Source organism: Microcoleus sp. w2-18bC1, assembly GCF_036700365.1.
Taxonomy (GTDB): domain Bacteria; phylum Cyanobacteriota; class Cyanobacteriia; order Cyanobacteriales; family Microcoleaceae; genus Microcoleus.
Genome location: NZ_JAUBOS010000097.1, coordinates 1 through 15964, shown reverse-complemented (window position 1 = coordinate 15964; position 15964 = coordinate 1). Strand labels below are relative to the sequence as shown.

Below are 15964 nucleotides of genomic sequence, written 5' to 3'. Positions count from 1 at the left end.
GTCTGACCAGTTTTTTTTCAACAATTCTCTAAAAGCCTCTTGACAAAAGACTTACAGTCTTAACTTGTCACCAATGTGGCACTATTGTCAATAAGCTTTTTATGAAGAGGCTTTCCGGCCTGTTCCACAATCAAGTTTATTTTTTGTGGAACAGGCCGGAAAGCCTGTTAAGCCAGAATGGTGAAACATCTCAGTTTATTCAAACTCTTGTACGGTGGGCCCGAAGCCCGCCCAACAATTAAAATTCCCTGCAACTCCCTTAAAATCACTCACTGATGAATCAGGAGGCACAAAAGTTGGCAATTATCATACAAGGATTTATCGCACGGATTCAACTAGGGGCAGGAAACCTTTTCACCTAACAGGATTTTGAATTTTTCAATCTTTAATCCCCAATCTTAAATGTTCAATTCGGTTACTTTAATGAGTCATCTTTGATAGTAGAAAAATTATCAAACCAGCCACGCCGCCAGAAGAAGTAAACTAAACCAGAGGCGATTCCTACCATCACCGCCCAACACAGCGGATAGCCAAAATACCAATTCAGTTCCGGCATATTCCAGGGCGATTTCTCTGTATTGAAATTCATCCCGTATACTCCTGCCACAAAAGTTAGAGGAATAAAAATACTGGAAATAACCGTCAGCAACTTCATGATTTCATTCATTTTATTACCAACCGAAGACAAGTAAACATCCATCAAACCCGAAGACAACTCTCGATAGGTTTCCACCATATCCATCACCTGTACCGTGTGATCGTAACAGTCCCGCAGGTAAATTCGCACTTCTGGACTAATCAAATCACTGCTATCTCGAATCAAAACATTAATTGCATCCCTCTGCGGCCAAATGGCGCGGCGCAGAGTCAGCAATTCTCGCCGGATTTTATAGATTTTCTCCAGGGTTTTGCGCGTGGGGTTCACCACCACTTCATCCTCTAATTCTTCAATGCGCTCTCCGTAAACTTCTAATACAGGGAAGAATCCATCTATAATGGAATCTAACAAAGTATAAGCCAAATAATCTGCTCCGTGTTTGCGAATCATGCCTTGTCCTTTACGAATGCGATCGCGCACTGGTTCAAAACAATCATAGTCCGGTTCTTCCTGAACAGTTAGCAGGTAATGCTTGCCCAAAATAAAACTTACTTGTTCTTTATGAAAAGTATCTGATTCTGGATGCAGCATCACCATCCAAGCAATGATTAAAATGTGTTCTTCATAGTCTACAACTTTCGGTCGCTGGGGAACATTAACTACATCTTCCTGAGCCATTACATGCAAATTAAATACTTCGGCCATTTGCCGCCAAGTTTCTTTGTTTCCCAATCCCAACATATCAACCCAAGAAACAGATGCTGTATCTAAATACGCAGCAGCTTTTTGAGGATTTGCCAAGTGGGCGCGAGTAGCTGCTGTGTCGCAATAGTCAATTAATACAATCTCTGGAGGCGGCGCATCTGGTTCTAAGTCGAGAGTTCCCGGCGGAGCCCCCTGATCGTCATAAAAATAGTCAACATAGGAATCATCATTTTCTTCTTCTTTAATTTGTTTTGCAGCGGCACTAGAAGTATGTATGCTTTTGTATACCATGCTAATATTCCTGACTTTTAGAACCTTTAATTAGATTATCATTTTTCTCGTGCAACTACCAATTACCAATAACTCATTACCTCTGCCGAATTGGAATCTCGATCACAAATTCAGTTCCCTCTCCAGGCGCGGAAATGCACTGCAGCGTCCCTCCGTGTCTTTCCACCACAATCTGATAGGAGATAGACAGTCCCAAACCTGTACCTTTGCCTACTGGTTTAGTAGTAAAAAACGGGTCAAATACCCGACACTTAACAGACTCTACCATGCCATACCCGTTATCTGAAATTACGATCGCCACCCGATTGTTCTCCAACACATTCGTGCGAATCCGAATCAAGGGCAATGTGTCGCAAGTTAAAGGTAAACCAGCCAAATCTTGCCGTTCTTCTTCCGAATAACTCGCTAATTCCAGCTTCCTATTCCTGACATTCGCTAAAGCATCAACAGCATTATTTAAAATATTCATAAACACTTGATTTAACTGTCCCACGTAGCACTGTATCTGCGGCAATTCCCCATATTCTTTAACTATTTGAATGTGACGATTTCTGCCATTTTCTTTAATCTTGTGTTGCAAAATTAATAGAGCACTCTCTATTCCTTCGTGAATATTAACACGCTTAAGATCTGATTCTTCCAGGCGGGAAAAGTTACGCAAAGACAGAACAATTTGGCGAATCCTATCTGCTCCGGTTTGAATTGAATTCAGCAGGTGCGGGAAATCCTCTTTCATGAATTCTAGTTCTATTTTTTCTGCAAAATCTTGGATAACAGCAACAGGTTCCGGGTAGTGTGCTTGGTACAAACTGCACAGTTCCAGCAAGTTTTTGGCATACTCACTAGCGTAAGTGATATTACCGTAAATAAAACTGACAGGATTATTGATTTCGTGAGCAATCCCCGCCACTAGCTGTCCCAAACCAGACATTTTTTCCGCTTGAATTAGTTGAGCTTGAGTCCTGCCTAATTGTTTCAATGTTTGCTCTAGCTGGCGATTTTTATGTTTTAATTGAGCTTCGGCTTGTTTGCGCTTGGTAATATTGCGTGCTAGAATAATAATCTGATCTGAATTAAACGGCAATAGTCGGGCTTCATAAGTTGTTTCTCCTTCCGACATGGAAAGCGAATATTCTATATCGATTGAATTTCTTGTTTCGGAAACTTCAAAGATTGCTTGGGCAAATTGGCCTGCGACATTCCGTGGCAATACGTCTGTCATTCGTTGACCCATAAAATGTTCGGGAGGTACGTATAAACTCGAGGAAGTTCCTGACAAATAATCCACGATTATACCCTCAGCATCTAGTCGAAAATACAAATCAGGCAAAGCGCGAAAAACCGCTTCTAACTCTAAAGTTTTTTGGCGCAGTGCTTCCTCAGCGTAGTAGCGATCGCTAATATCAAAAATTACCCCGTCCAAATAGCAAACGTTTCCCTCTGCGTCGAACACAGGAGAACCTTTATCCCACAGCCATTTAACCGTGCCGTCTGCTGCTAGCAAGCGGTATTCCAAGTTATAAGACTCTTTGTTTTCTATGCCTTGCCGAATAGTTGCTTCTACTTTTGCCAAATCTTCCGGATAAATAATGCTAGCAAAACTCCGACCTCTCCTGTCCAAAAGCCAAATAAAATCTGCTGCCGGGTAGCCGGTTAATAAGTAAACGGCATCGCTAATAAAATTAGTCGAAAAATCGCACTGCCAGCGATAAACAACTCCGGGAATATTAGCAACCAAAGACCTAAATCTTGATTCACTTCTACGCAAAGCTGCTTCCGATTCATGTCGTTCGGTAATATCGTGAGCGAAAGCTAGCACTGCAAATACATTACCTTCAGCGTCGCGCAGGGGAAGTTTTTGCGTATCAAAAATATGTACTGAACCGTCAGCAATAGTTGCCGGTTCGCAGGGATTGTGGATAATTTCGCCGGCCAGTACAGCAGAGTCGTCTGTGCGGAAGCCTCGGATATTTTGGGCGGAATTCCCAAAAACAATATCTTCTGAAAATCCTAACTCTAAATCTGATTTGTCAATGATTTCTTCTACTGTTTTACCGATCGCTTGAGCGAAACTCCTGTTGACCAGAATATAACGAAAATTTTTGTCTTTGGCAAAAATCCAGTCGCTGGTTTTGTCTATTACTGTGCGTAGGAGTTGTTCGGAACGTTCAGTTTTTTCCAAAGAAGCCTGCAGTTCTAGTTCTAGGCGCTTGCGAGCAGTAATGTTTTCAAAAGCAACACCGATACAGTTGTTGGGTAATGGAAAAGCTTTAATAGAAAAAGCGCGAGTTATGCGGCCGCCTTCATCGCAGTCAATATCTTCAAGTTCTACGGCTTTCTGGGTGCGAATTACCGAAGCAAATGCTTGAGGAATGTTTTTCGATCGCAGTTGGGGAAAAATCTCGTCGATTGTCATTCCCAAAACATCAGCCATTTCTAATCCGGTAAATAGGGTAGCTGCAGGATTGGAGGCGATCGCCCTGAGAGTGCTGTCATCGTCTATATTTTCTAAATGGTAGACGTACAAACCAATTTGCATATTCTCGACAATTTGGTCGTAGAGGCGCACGCTTTCGTCTACCTGCCTGCGTTCGGTAATATCTTCAGTAATCCCCAAAACGTACTGAGGACGGCCTGCGGCGTCGAGAATTGGCACTTTGCGGGTGTGCAGTATTCTCATACCTTTGTGGCGAGTTTGGATCGGCTCTTCGGCGATGTCTTTAACAGTAGACTGATTGTGATGACCGGTCAATATTTCTCTGTCTTGAGCAGTAAAAACATCAGCTTGTTCTTTGGGGTAAATATCATAGTCATTTTTGCCGATCGCCTCTTGAGAGGTAACACCTGCGATCGTTTCTCCCGCTTTATTCCACAGCACAAATTTCAGCGAAGAAGCATCTTTAGCAAAAACTCCCACCGGTAGATTTTCTACTACGGAATTGAGAAAGCCTCTAGCTGATTTTAATTCAGCTTCTGCACGCTTGCGTTCGATGCCTAAAGCGATGACATCGGCAACCGATGCTAAAGTTTCCTGAAAAGGTGCTGTCAGCGGCTGGTGGCTGATAATTACCATGACTCCCACCAGCCGTTCTTCGACTATCAAAGGGTAGCCGGCGAAAGTTAGAATTTGCTTGGGGATTGGGCAATTTGTCGGCTTTTTGCTGGTGTTGAGAAGTGCTACTTCGGAACTGTGTACCTCTTTTGATTTCGCAGATTCTTCCTCTGGAAGTCCAAAATTATTCAGTTCAAATCCGCAGTCAAATTCAGGTTTTTGCTGTTGGGCGATCGAGTTAACCTTATTTTCAATAAAGCTAGCACGATCGTCTGTGCGGCTGTAGATTCCCGATGAGGCCTGCAATTGGCAAACATTATGTTGAGAGTTGAAAGTCCAAATTTCAGCCGAAGCGACATCAAGATTCCGCACCATTGCCTCGCAGCAGGGAAGCAGGATATCTTGAGGGTGTTTGGTGAGGGCAATACCGACATCGGCTACCATTGCTGTGAGGCGAGAAGCTTGGGCTTTTTCTGCTTCCAACCGTTTGCGATCGGTGATATCTTCCACCAAAGAAAGCACGGTAAAAGTATCGCCACTGCGAATAATCGAGTTGAACCAGCGACACCAAATTACCTGTCCGCTTTTAGTATAGTTGCGGTTAATCGAAGTATTGCCGTTGCCGGTGGCTAGTTCCAGCTCGATCGCGCTTACAGCCTCTCTATCTTCCTCGCAAATCAAAGCCAAATCGCCGAACTGCTTGCCCATCATATCATCGGATGTCCAGCCAAAGATTTCCTCGGCGCGTTTCGACCACTGAACGATCCGAAAATCTTCATCCCAGCCTACCATTGCCAGCGGACTGTTAGCTGCATTCAACCACAGTAAATGGTTCGATCGGCGCAACTGTTGAGTTTTCTGTTGCTGCCAGCGGTAATGCCTGGTGATATCTCTACCGACGCCCAAAACCCGCATCTGCTTGCTAGAGGCATCCACCGCTGGCGTATAAGCAGTTTCGTAAATTTTAATCCCGCCGTCTGCCGTCGTCACCTCATGAATTGCCAGCCGTTTTTCCCCGGTAATAAATACTTGTTGCAGGCAAGAATCAATCTGCGAGATTATATTTTTGACAGCAGCATTATTGGGATATAATTTTAATAATTCCTGATTAGTTTGGTTGACTATTTCAGCAGGCTCCAATCCCATCCAAGCAGCAGCGACAGGATTGATGGATAGGTACTTTTGCTGTCGATCGCACTCTAGGAAAGCATCAACAGAGTTAGAGAAAAAAGACTGAAACGAGTTGATAACTTCCTGCATGGGTATTTTTTCATGAGAAAAGCTTAGTATTGTGGAAACCTCGTGTCTAAAGACCGATCGAGGTAGCACTCATCAGGCAGTTTTCACCGCCTTGAATATTGATTATTGCTACACAGGGCTACTTGGTCACTTGGTACTTTTGTGATCTACTTTCAACGGAACAATTACCGTTTCAAATATTTTACGCGATATCGTATAGCAGCTTGAGCTTAGACCCATAATTTTGATAACGTAATCAGTTAAGACGATAGCTGGTCAACTATGTCTTTTGATTAGGGCATAAAGCCCCATCTCTTCCGAGCGGGGTGCTGACTTGCTTAAGCTCTAAAATTTTCCTAAAGTTAGTTTAACCCACTCAAATCTTTTTGGGCACTTTACTACTGCGTTTCCCAGTGCAATTTTCGGCGCTGTTGCCTATAATACAAAAATTGTAAAGAAATAGTATTTTTGGGAATATAGCTTAATTAGAGCAGATGGTCTTTTTTTAAACCAGACCCAGCGGAGACAAAAGCGAGATGGAGGGACGGGGAGACGGGGATGTGGGCAGAGGTTAATCCACAACATTCGAGAAAAATGCTTAAGAAATGCCCGACAGCTTACCGATTCGCAATTCCCGATTCCCAATTTGGTAATCTGAAAGCGGTTTGGGAGTACGCCCAGCAAAGAACGTAAGCCGTGCAAAGCCATGTAACATAAAGATTGCGATATTTTTCTATGTAATATGGAACTATTAGATACCTTGATTGTGGGTGCAGGTATTAGCGGTTTGAGTTTGGCGCACGCACTTCACAAGGAAGCAACGAATCCATCCTCGCTGAGGATTTTAGTCGCTGAGAGCCAGGGACGTGTGGGCGGGAACATCACCACTGTGACAGCCGAAGGGTTTCTCTGGGAGGAGGGCCCGAACAGTTTTTCGCCGACGCCGGAATTGATGAAGTTGGCTGTGGATGTGGGATTGAAGCAAGAGTTGATTTTTGCCGATCGCAAATTGCCTCGTTTTGTGTATTGGCAAAAAAAGCTGCAAGCGGTGCCGATGACTCCACCGGCGATGATTCAGTCTCAGTTACTGAGTTTTCCGGGAAAACTGCGGGCGTTGTTCGGGGCTTTGGGGTTTGTCGGGCCGGCAATGGGCGATCGACTTTCGCAGCAGGGTGACGAGGAAACTGTTTCTCAATTTTTCCGCCGTCATCTGGGGCAGGAAGTGATGCAGCGGTTGGTGGAACCTTTTGTTTCTGGGGTTTATGCCGGCGATCCGCAACAACTTAGCGCGGCGGCGGCTTTTGGGCGGGTAACGAAGATGGCTGATGTGGGTGGCGGGCTGGTGGCGGGGGCGCTGCTTTCTGCTAGGAAAAGACCGAAGAAATTGCCTGCAGACCCGAATGTTCCTAAAACTAGGCCGGGGGAGTTGGGTTCGTTCAAACAGGGGTTGAAGGCTTTGCCAGAGGCGATCGCTGCTCAATTGGGCGATCGAGTGAAACTCAACTGGCATCTGACTCGCCTCGATCGTACAGAACGCGAAACTTATATTGCTGTATTCTCGACGCCTGACGGACAGCAGGAAGTTGAGGCGCGCACCGTGGTTTTGACAACGCCGGCTTACGTTACAGCCGATTTGTTGCAGCCTCTGCAACCGGAAGTTAGCAGTGCTTTACACGCTTTTACTTATCCTACGGTGGCCTGCGTTGTTTTAGCATATCCGCACTCTGATGTCAAGGGTAAATTAGTAGGTTTTGGAAATTTAATTCCGAGGGGGCAGGGAATTCGCACTCTGGGGACGATTTGGACATCAAGTTTATTTGCCGATCGCACGCCTGGAGGCTGGCACACTCTCACCAGTTTCATCGGCGGGGCAACAGACTCGGAAATTGGCAATCTCGACTCCGAACAAATCGTTCGTGAGGTACACCGAGATTTGTCTCGGATTTTGCTGAAACCAGATGTGCCACAGCCAAAAGTTTTAGCGGTGAATGTGTGGAAGCGGGCGATTCCTCAGTACAATTTGGGGCATTTCGATCGCCTGCAACAAATCGATGAAGGCTTAAAATCTTTGCCGGGGGTGTATTTGTGCAGTAACTACGTTGGCGGCGTGGCTTTGGGAGATTGCGTGCGAAGGGGTTTCGATCTTGCACGAGAAGTGGGCGACTATTTGCAGAAAAAACAATCAGATACTCGATCGATCTGAATTCTTGTGTGGGGAGGGCGGGTTTGCAAATATCGAGTATGTTAATCAGAGATATTGGTGAACCCGCCCCTAGAGCCGAAAGGCGAATGTTACTAGGTTGTGGGTTCAAACTTGTAACCCACCCCCCGGACGGTTTGAATCATCGGCATTTGATTGGGATCTAGTTCAATTTTGCGGCGAATTTGACCGATATGGACATCCACCACGCGATCGGCTCCTACATACTCGTAGTCCCACACTTCATGCAGCAATTCCGATCGCCTCCACACGCGACCGGGTTTGCTAGCCAAACAGTACAGCAGGTCAAATTCTAAAGCAGTCAAAGCAACTATCTGGCTGCCGAGAATTACCTCGCGGCGAACCGGATCTATTAGTAGCTCTCCAAAAGTAAGAGTTTGTTGTTCGGCGGGAGTAACAATGCGTTTGCGCTTCAAAATTGCTGCAACGCGAGCTCCAATCTCTACAAGACTAAAAGGTTTAGTAATGTAGTCGTCAGCACCTTCGGCAAACCCTTTCATTTTGTCAGCTTCATCGGTTCGGGCAGTCAGCATCAACACAAATACACCCGTGCGTCTTTGCATTTCTTGACACAGTTTGTAGCCAGTTGTATCAGGTAAATTTACATCTAGAACTACTAAGTCAGGATTGAGTTGCTCAAATAATTCCAGACCAGTCTGACCGTCCTCGCCAGACTCTACTTGATAACCTTGCTGGCTCAAAAAACGGTGAATCAAATTTCGGATTGCCGGGTCGTCATCAACCACAAGGATTTTTACAGGGGCCATGACCACAAGTTTGCTTGAAGAATTAGGCAAGAATATTCAGCCATAATAATAGAAAACTGGATACAAATCTCGAAAAAATTGAGCTTTTAATAGTTATAGCCCTATTTATAACCTACGCAAAATTTCAGGCAATAAATCTCCCGGAACTTTGGATAAGGCTAAATTTTGGCCTGGCAGCCCACATTCACTATAGAAAGCTCTAATCGTTTTGACAATATAGCTCAATGCTGTTTGCCGGGAATCAGCAGCTTGGGAGTTTGCCGCGGCTTGCAAGTTGAGTTTATCCCCATATGTTAACCCTTTGTCATTGAGATTTTGTCCCCATTCGGCACACACTTGCAACTGATGGTGCAGTGCTGCTTCTAGATGGCTTGTCTGTGCGACTTTGTTAGTGGCGAAATCTGGGTCGATGGCTAGTTGATAGTGGGCTAGTCCGAGATTGTTGCGGGCGGCCAAGGCGTCAAAGGTGAGTTTGGTTCGATCGATCTCTGCGGCGATATCCAGGGCGGCTTCGTAGGCGGTAATCGCCTGCTGCAATGATTCCGTCCGCGCTTGTTTCTGCTGAAACTGGTTTGCCAAATGCCAATAAGCCGTACCGAGATTGTTGTACGTGGCGGCTGCTGCTGCGGGTACTAATTCTCGGGTGCGGTATTTCAATGCTTCGCGGTAGGCGGAAATCGCCCTGACTAGCAGGGGTTCTGAGGGTTGGTGCTGGGCGAGGTTCCAGCAGGCGGTACCGAGGTTGTTTTGCACTCCGGCATAGTTAAGGGGTTCTCGTTCGGGACTGTAGCAGGAGAGGGCTTGGGTGTAAGCTGCGATCGCACTTTTGAGATATACGATCGGCTCACCATCTTGAGCTAAATTCCAGTATGCTGTTGCCAAATTATTCTGAGCAGCAGCGTACTGCTGAGGCTCCACGGCGGGGTCTAGATCCAGCAGCGCTTGTTGGTAAGCTGCAACTGCGTGCTGCAAGTTCTCTGTCTTGTCTCGATAGCGGGCTAAATCGGCCGAGGCGATTCCCAAATTTTTGTTTAATCTAACGCGGGTTTGGGGTACGGTTTCGGCATCTGTTCGGTTCAAACCTTCAAGGTAGAGGGCGATGCTGCGTTCAAGGCTGGATACCGGATCTGAGGCGTTGAGGGCATTGGTGCGATCGCGCGATAGCATCCAATAGAGAGTGCCGAGATCGTTGAGAAGATCGGAAATTGGCGGTAGGCTGTTGGACTCCTGGGCGTACTGAGTTAAATTTTCTGTCAATTGGGCAATCAGCCGCGCGCATTCCTCAGTTAGTGGTTGATTTTGCTGCGAGTTGGTGTCAACGTCGAGATACGCAATCACTTGTTCGATCGCGCGAATGGCGATTGTCAGGTTTTGCTCTGAAACGTCTCCGCCCAGAATGCGATCGCGGTAGTAATTTCCCAAACCGTGATATGCCAAAGCCAATGCTTCGGAACAACACTGATGTTCTTGCAGCAGTTCGATGTATTGCAGGGTTTGCAGCGGCAGAAAATTCTCCTCTGATGCAGCATCATTTTCGCCTTCCAAATCCTCAGAAGCCGCTGCTAGCACCAAATCTGCCAGTTGGATGGATGGAGAATCTGGCGCTGGGGACGGGGGATGGGAAATTGGCGATGGTTCCTCATCTGCCAGTTGGACGGATTGAGAATCTGGCGCTGGAGACGGGAGATAGGAAATTGGGGATTGTTCGTCGGCAATTGGGGATTGTCCAGACAAAGAAGATATTAAAAGTTTGTTACCAAAATCTCCGCTGTCCCGCAGGTTTCGCAAGTCTCCTGAGTTGCCTAAGTCCTCAAAGTGCCCGAAGTCTCCCTTAGCTGGAGTTGGTTCGCCTTCAAACTCAAATACTCCGGTTCGCCAGTGCCAAAATTCCGGGGCCGATTGTTCGATCGAACTTAGCCAGGGCCGCGACACCCACAGCAACAGAGTAGACTCGCACATTTGCAGGTTTGCTTCGATGTCTCTCAAATAGCTCAGGAACGACCACTGCACGGCTGCTGACTGCCTGGTCAGGTGTTCGGCCCCAAGAATTTGAAATCCCGGCACAGGGCTGTAGCTGCCCCTGTTTTGCGGCGGTGGGTGTTGGGTCAGCCACGCGGCGATCGAACCCCAAGGATTTGGATCGCTCAAGTCGAGTTCCAAACTGACAAATCGGGGGTAGTCGATCGGGGAGCGAGGATGTGAGCCTGCGCTCTCTGCGGCTAATTCTGTCTGCAAGCGGGCGGCTAGACAGTCCCGCAAGCACAAGTCGTCGCAGGCGGCAATAAAAATTTGACGGCGTAAATTGAGGTCGATCGCCTGTTTCAAGCGTTGATAGATCAGCTTGTTTGAGCTAGAAACTTTTTGGGAAGGAATAGACATCAGGAGCAGCCGATTTTAGATTTTAGATTTTAGGTTTTAGGTTTTAGATTTGGGATTGTAGATTTTAGATTGTAGAGTTGAGAGTTGAAATCTCGATCGCTCATAACTCACAACTAAGCCCCGAAGGCAGTCAATCGATTTTAGATTTGAGATTTTAGATTTTAGATTGAAGCCTTGACCGCACGGATAAATTCGGGGGCTCCTTTATCGGATACAGGTTTTTTATTTCTGGGCCCTGAGTCTGCTTTCGGAATAAATCCGGGGGCTTGTATCCTGGATGCTTGATTGTCAATCGCACCGTTGATGACTAAAGGATTGTAGATTTTCAATTGGCAATTTTATGTGGGTGGCAAACCAGTGTGATTAAGTGCAACCCATGTCCCTGAACCCGACAGCCGAGAGGAAAACACCAAATTTATGCTGGTCTTATTTAGCTTTCCAGCTCGCTTGGCACGCTTCAGGATTATCGCAACTACCTGCTTTGTATTGAAACACAAAAACCATGTTTCCTTGGGAAAGGAAAACATGGTTTCTCGAAGGATTATTTAAAATTGCGATTTGAAGCAGCTTTGAGTCTCAGGCCAGTTTTCAGACGGAGGCAGCCACGTACACCAAACCGGCGACTAACATGGCTGCTGCAATACCCATGATGATGTAGTTGCGTTGCTGATTTTTGTTGGGAGGTACGGCTTCATACACCTTCGGCTCTTTAGCAAAGTTGTTCAGGCGTCCATCGTCATCTTTGATGTAAGGCATCAGTCACAATCCTTAATATTTTTGATGTTTACAACTCTACCAAAAAAGCGCCCAGGAAAATTCAGGAATTTATTTGGAGGTGACAGTGCCTGTTTGGGGGGAAGAGGCGATGGCGTAATCTTTGATCGGCATTCTGCCTGCTAAGTACGCCATCCGCCCCGCTTCTGCTGCCATGGACATTGCTTTTGCCATTGCCGGGGAATTTTGGGCATTGGCGATCGCGGAATTAATCAACAGTGCATCGGCTCCCATTTCCATTGCTCGCGCCGCTTCGCTGGGCGTTCCGATCCCCGCATCGACAACCACAGGAATATTTACCGTGTCAATAATTATTTGAATGTTGGCCGCATTGTTGATCCCTTGCCCTGAACCGATGGGCGAACCTAAAGGCATGACTGTCGCACAACCGACTTCTTCTAGGCGTTTTGCCAGCAGGGGATCGGCATTGATGTAGGGCAAAACGGCAAAACCTTCTTTGACTAATTGTTCTGCGGCTTCCAAAGTGCCGATCGGATCTGGCAGCAAATATTTAGCATCGGGAATCACTTCTAACTTGACAAAATTATTGTCTTCTTGCCCTAAAAGTTTCGCCATTTCCCGGCCTAAACGAGCTACTCTAATCGCCTCATCCGCAGTTTGACAACCGGCAGTATTGGGCAGCATCCAAATTTTAGTCCAATCGAGAGCCTCTGCCAATCCTTCATGGCCGGGAGCATTTGTTTGCACTCGCCGCACAGCCACGGTAACAATTTCGCACCTGCTAGCGTTGACACTTTGCTGCATTTCTGCAATGCTGCGATATTTTCCCGTCCCCGTCATCAAGCGAGAATGAAAAGTTTTGCCGGCAATAATTAGAGGTTTGTCTAAAGATGGCATTTCTGTATCTACTGGATAGCCAAAAATGCTGTACTCAAGTGCCTCTTCCCAGTTTTTTCTGCCTCCCAGCATTGCTTCAAGCTGCCAACCTTCTTTATTTGTCAGCTCATCGCGGGTAACTGCATAAAGAATTTGCCCAACAGTTATCAATTTGGCATCTCGCGGCATATTATTTTTTAATCCTCTTTGTATAATTTCTTCAAACTCATTAAAAACGTCTTCCATTTTCCCATTCCTCCCTAGTAATTTCTTGAGATTCTTCGCTATTGAATACTAATATAATGCTCTGAATCCGTTGTGTGTCGTCCCAATAAAAAGCTTTTCTGATGCCGTCGTTTACCTTCCAAAACTCGTAACTCTTTCGGTTTACGTGAAAAATAACCGTTACTGCACCTTGTTTTTTTGCTCTACTGATGCCTTCTTGCACTCGGTCTCTGATGTTTTGAGTCTGTTCTGTCAACTCCTTAAGTTCGCAAATCTCACCGTCTATCTCAGCATCTGGCGTTCTGACACCCTCTGCTGCTTGCTCGCTCAACATTCTAACTCTCTTCCCTATTTTAGCCAAAACTTCAGCAATAAAGATTTCCGAATTATTAAGATTATGTTGTTGGTGAATTAGCACAAATCCGCCAGCTATCTCATCAAAATAATATCGCCGATATTCTGGTTCTGCATTTTCGTAGATGGCTCTGCTTGTTTCGATATATTCTGAATTCACCGTTACTATACTCTCAATGGACTCGGATCGGGTAGAGTTAAAGGTATGAAATCAACTGTTGAGCAACTGGCTAAAATTGGAATATTTACCAGCTTAAACCAAACTGAATTAGAGCGATTGCAAGAACATACAGCAATTCAGACTTACCGACAGGGAGAAATTGTGATGTATGAGGGCGATCGCATCCCCGAAAAATTATACACTCTTTTGAGCGGTTCTCTGCGGGTTGCAAAAACAGCGGCGGCGGGCAAAGAAACAATTCTCCGCACTTTATTTCAGGGAGATATTTTTGCCGCACCTGCTTTGCTAGGCAACGGCATTGCCCCCGCAACGGTGACTGCAGAAACGGAGGTGGAAGTTCTTACCACAGAACGGGAAGTTTTGCTAGCAGCAATTCGAGAAAATCCTGAGATTGCCTTGCGAATATTGGCGGTGTTTAATCAGCGGTTGCAGCAACTGCACGAGACAGTGCACGGTTTGGTGTCGGAAAGGGCGATCGTGCGGCTGGCCCGATTTATTCATTACTTTGGCGTCGAGCAAGGTAGGAAAATGGCGGATAATAGTGTATGTTTAGAAAAACGTTTTCCCTACTATCAAATTGCTCGCAGTATTGGAATTACTTACGAAGAATGCGTGCGGTTATTTAAGAAACTCAAGCCGTTTGTTTCCTACAGTCGAGGCGGTAAAATTATTGTATTGGATTGGGAAAAATTGGAGTATATCGCCTCTGGAGATGACATAGACTAAATGTTAAAATCCCAATTCTTGTAGTGCGGGTTTCACAAACAATATTTGAGTGCAACTCACTATCTATATAAAACCGCCCCCCACAATCTGTGAATCGGGGCGGGTTTATGAGATTATTGATTTTAGGCAAGTATGAAACCCGCCCCCCAAGCAATATTGCGGAAATTAATTAGCCTCGGAAAGTGTCAAAATAAACGCCAAATTTTCTTCTGCTTTCAAAGCGTGAAGAGCTTTACCGGGCATGAAGATAAACACCCCCGGTTCCAAAACAATATCCTTGCCTTCCAAAGTCAAAATTCCCTTTCCTTCGAGTACATTGACTGTGGCATTCCGTGCAGAGGAGTGTTCCGAAATTTCCGTTCCTGCCGCCAGACAAAATAAACTGTACTGACAATTATTGTCTTTGACTAAAATTTTGTTCAGCACTCCTGCAGCGGGATATTCAATTGCGTCTCGGAGTTGGATTGCTGAAGATTGTAGCGGTAAAAGAGTAGTAGTCATAGTTTTTGACAATTAATTAATTTGGTCACAAGTCTCGAATTTATCAGTGGCTTCACTTTCTTCAATCGAAAATCGAAAATCGATTGAGTCGGTTAAGATTGTTTTTTGGCCGAGAGAACGATGTAGCCCAGATCCTGTTGGTAATGCTGGAAAACTCGACGCATTGCTAAGATACGATCGCGAATTTGCGATCGACTTAAAATATTCCACACAATCCGCACAGTACCCACCAACCCTTCATCTTGCAGCATTCGCGACAAATTTAGGAGGCCCATCGCCCCAGTTTGACACTTTTCTACTTGCAAACCCGCGTTTTGGTAAACAGCAATCCAGCCAGACTCAGACAAAGGCGTTGAATTAGCCCGAGTCACTTCTGATAAAGCTTTTTGAATTTCTGATTCTCGGTTTCTAGCTAAAAGTTCGTGAGAGAGAAACTTGCCGCCTGGTTTTAAACGATCGCAAATTCCCGATACAATTTTAGCTTTCCCCGACGGCGACTGCATTGTCAGGATAGCTTCAGCCAACACCCAATCAAACTGTTGGGAAATCCGATCCAAGTGAAAAATATCTCCTTCCACAATTTCCACTCGATCGCTCAAACCCGCTGCTGCAACATTAGCACGAGCGCGGGCCACACTGTCGGGATTTTTCTCAACTCCCACTACTTTTACGCCAAAACGTTCAGCCAGGGCGATCGAACTATATCCAAAACTAGCAGCCAACTCCAAAACAGTCTCCCCAGGCTGAAAATCCGCCCATTCAAATAACTGTTCCGTAGCAAATTTCCCCCCCGGCCTCAACATTTTCTTATCCGCCGCGGCCAGAACTTCATGTCCGGGTGCAGTCTTAAAATTCAGAGCAGTATTGGTCATTAAATTGACCTCCTATGTAACCTTACTCTCAGTTTGCCAAATTCTCCCAAATCTTTCTATGATCTAGCTCATATTCAAATTATCGTAGGGTGCGTCAGCCTCCTGATTTTTGAGAATTATCCCAAAGATTTAGAAATTCTGACGCACCCTACAATAGATTTATATCCCACATTCCGCAGATGTGGGTCGGATTTCTTGATCAGTTGTGAAAACTTGGAAGCCAAACGCTTTTAGGCTGAAAT

Annotated in this window: 11 protein-coding genes; 2 read left to right on the top strand and 9 right to left on the bottom strand. The window is 45.7% G+C overall.

Annotation, left to right across the window (positions count from 1 at the left end; translation table 11 throughout):
* Positions 1-415: 415 nt before the first annotated feature.
* Both corA and QT979_RS27225 read right to left on the bottom strand, forming a co-directional pair.
* Complete coding sequence (gene corA / locus QT979_RS27230) at positions 416-1594, bottom strand: magnesium/cobalt transporter CorA (protein ID WP_333208896.1); 1179 nt, start codon at positions 1592-1594, stop codon at positions 416-418.
* 76 nt (positions 1595-1670) lie between these two features.
* The gene (locus tag QT979_RS27225) at positions 1671-5906 is read right to left on the bottom strand and encodes a PAS domain-containing protein (RefSeq protein ID WP_333312222.1); all 4236 of its coding nucleotides are present in this window, start codon (positions 5904-5906) and stop codon (positions 1671-1673) included.
* Positions 5907-6627: 721 nt separating this feature from the next.
* Between QT979_RS27225 and hemG the strand changes: the two genes are divergently transcribed.
* On the top strand, positions 6628-8088 hold the full coding sequence (hemG, locus tag QT979_RS27220; protein ID WP_333312221.1) for a protoporphyrinogen oxidase: 1461 nt from the start codon (positions 6628-6630) through the stop codon (positions 8086-8088).
* Positions 8089-8180: 92 nt separating this feature from the next.
* Here the strand turns inward: hemG and QT979_RS27215 are convergent, their stop codons facing one another.
* The 5 genes from QT979_RS27215 to QT979_RS27195 form a co-directional block, all read right to left on the bottom strand.
* Positions 8181-8873, bottom strand: a complete 693-nt coding sequence (locus QT979_RS27215; protein ID WP_333059446.1) for a response regulator transcription factor — start codon at positions 8871-8873, stop codon at positions 8181-8183.
* Positions 8874-8978: 105 nt separating this feature from the next.
* Complete coding sequence (locus QT979_RS27210) at positions 8979-11252, bottom strand: hypothetical protein (protein ID WP_333208903.1); 2274 nt, start codon at positions 11250-11252, stop codon at positions 8979-8981.
* Positions 11253-11840: 588 nt separating this feature from the next.
* Positions 11841-12008 (bottom strand): photosystem II assembly protein Psb34, encoded by a 168-nt coding sequence (gene psb34, locus QT979_RS27205; RefSeq protein ID WP_106333461.1) that lies wholly within the window; start codon positions 12006-12008, stop codon positions 11841-11843.
* A 69-nt stretch (positions 12009-12077) separates the two neighbouring features.
* Complete coding sequence (locus tag QT979_RS27200; RefSeq protein ID WP_333208941.1) at positions 12078-12884, bottom strand: thiazole synthase; 807 nt, start codon at positions 12882-12884, stop codon at positions 12078-12080.
* Positions 12885-13092: 208 nt separating this feature from the next.
* Positions 13093-13602 (bottom strand): CdiA C-terminal domain-containing protein, encoded by a 510-nt coding sequence (locus tag QT979_RS27195; protein ID WP_333208904.1) that lies wholly within the window; start codon positions 13600-13602, stop codon positions 13093-13095.
* Positions 13603-13647: 45 nt separating this feature from the next.
* On the opposite strand from QT979_RS27195, the gene QT979_RS27190 reads away from it, so the two are divergent.
* Positions 13648-14349 carry a Crp/Fnr family transcriptional regulator gene (locus tag QT979_RS27190; RefSeq protein ID WP_333208906.1) on the top strand — a complete coding sequence of 234 codons (702 nt, stop codon included), beginning with the start codon at positions 13648-13650 and terminating at the stop codon, positions 14347-14349.
* 165 nt (positions 14350-14514) lie between these two features.
* Here QT979_RS27190 and QT979_RS27185 read toward each other — a convergent pair whose 3' ends face one another.
* Together QT979_RS27185 and QT979_RS27180 are read right to left on the bottom strand one after the other, a co-directional pair.
* Positions 14515-14850 (bottom strand): cupin domain-containing protein, encoded by a 336-nt coding sequence (locus QT979_RS27185; RefSeq protein ID WP_333208908.1) that lies wholly within the window; start codon positions 14848-14850, stop codon positions 14515-14517.
* A 92-nt stretch (positions 14851-14942) separates the two neighbouring features.
* Complete coding sequence (locus QT979_RS27180; RefSeq protein WP_333312220.1) at positions 14943-15722, bottom strand: class I SAM-dependent methyltransferase; 780 nt, start codon at positions 15720-15722, stop codon at positions 14943-14945.
* Between the last annotated feature and the right edge of the window lie 242 nt (positions 15723-15964).

Excerpts from the sequence above, each read along its gene's own strand:
- corA (WP_333208896.1), bottom strand. The coding sequence starts at position 1,594 with ATGGTATACAAAAGCATACATACTTCTAGTGCCGCTGCAAAACAAATT.
- QT979_RS27225 (WP_333312222.1), bottom strand. The coding sequence starts at position 5,906 with ATGCAGGAAGTTATCAACTCGTTTCAGTCTTTTTTCTCTAACTCTGTT.
- hemG (WP_333312221.1), top strand. The coding sequence starts at position 6,628 with ATGGAACTATTAGATACCTTGATTGTGGGTGCAGGTATTAGCGGTTTG.
- QT979_RS27215 (WP_333059446.1), bottom strand. The coding sequence starts at position 8,873 with ATGGCCCCTGTAAAAATCCTTGTGGTTGATGACGACCCGGCAATCCGA.
- QT979_RS27210 (WP_333208903.1), bottom strand. The coding sequence starts at position 11,252 with ATGTCTATTCCTTCCCAAAAAGTTTCTAGCTCAAACAAGCTGATCTAT.
- psb34 (WP_106333461.1), bottom strand. The coding sequence starts at position 12,008 with ATGCCTTACATCAAAGATGACGATGGACGCCTGAACAACTTTGCTAAA.
- QT979_RS27200 (WP_333208941.1), bottom strand. The coding sequence starts at position 12,884 with ATGCCATCTTTAGACAAACCTCTAATTATTGCCGGCAAAACTTTTCAT.
- QT979_RS27190 (WP_333208906.1), top strand. The coding sequence starts at position 13,648 with ATGAAATCAACTGTTGAGCAACTGGCTAAAATTGGAATATTTACCAGC.
- QT979_RS27185 (WP_333208908.1), bottom strand. The coding sequence starts at position 14,850 with ATGACTACTACTCTTTTACCGCTACAATCTTCAGCAATCCAACTCCGA.
- QT979_RS27180 (WP_333312220.1), bottom strand. The coding sequence starts at position 15,722 with ATGACCAATACTGCTCTGAATTTTAAGACTGCACCCGGACATGAAGTT.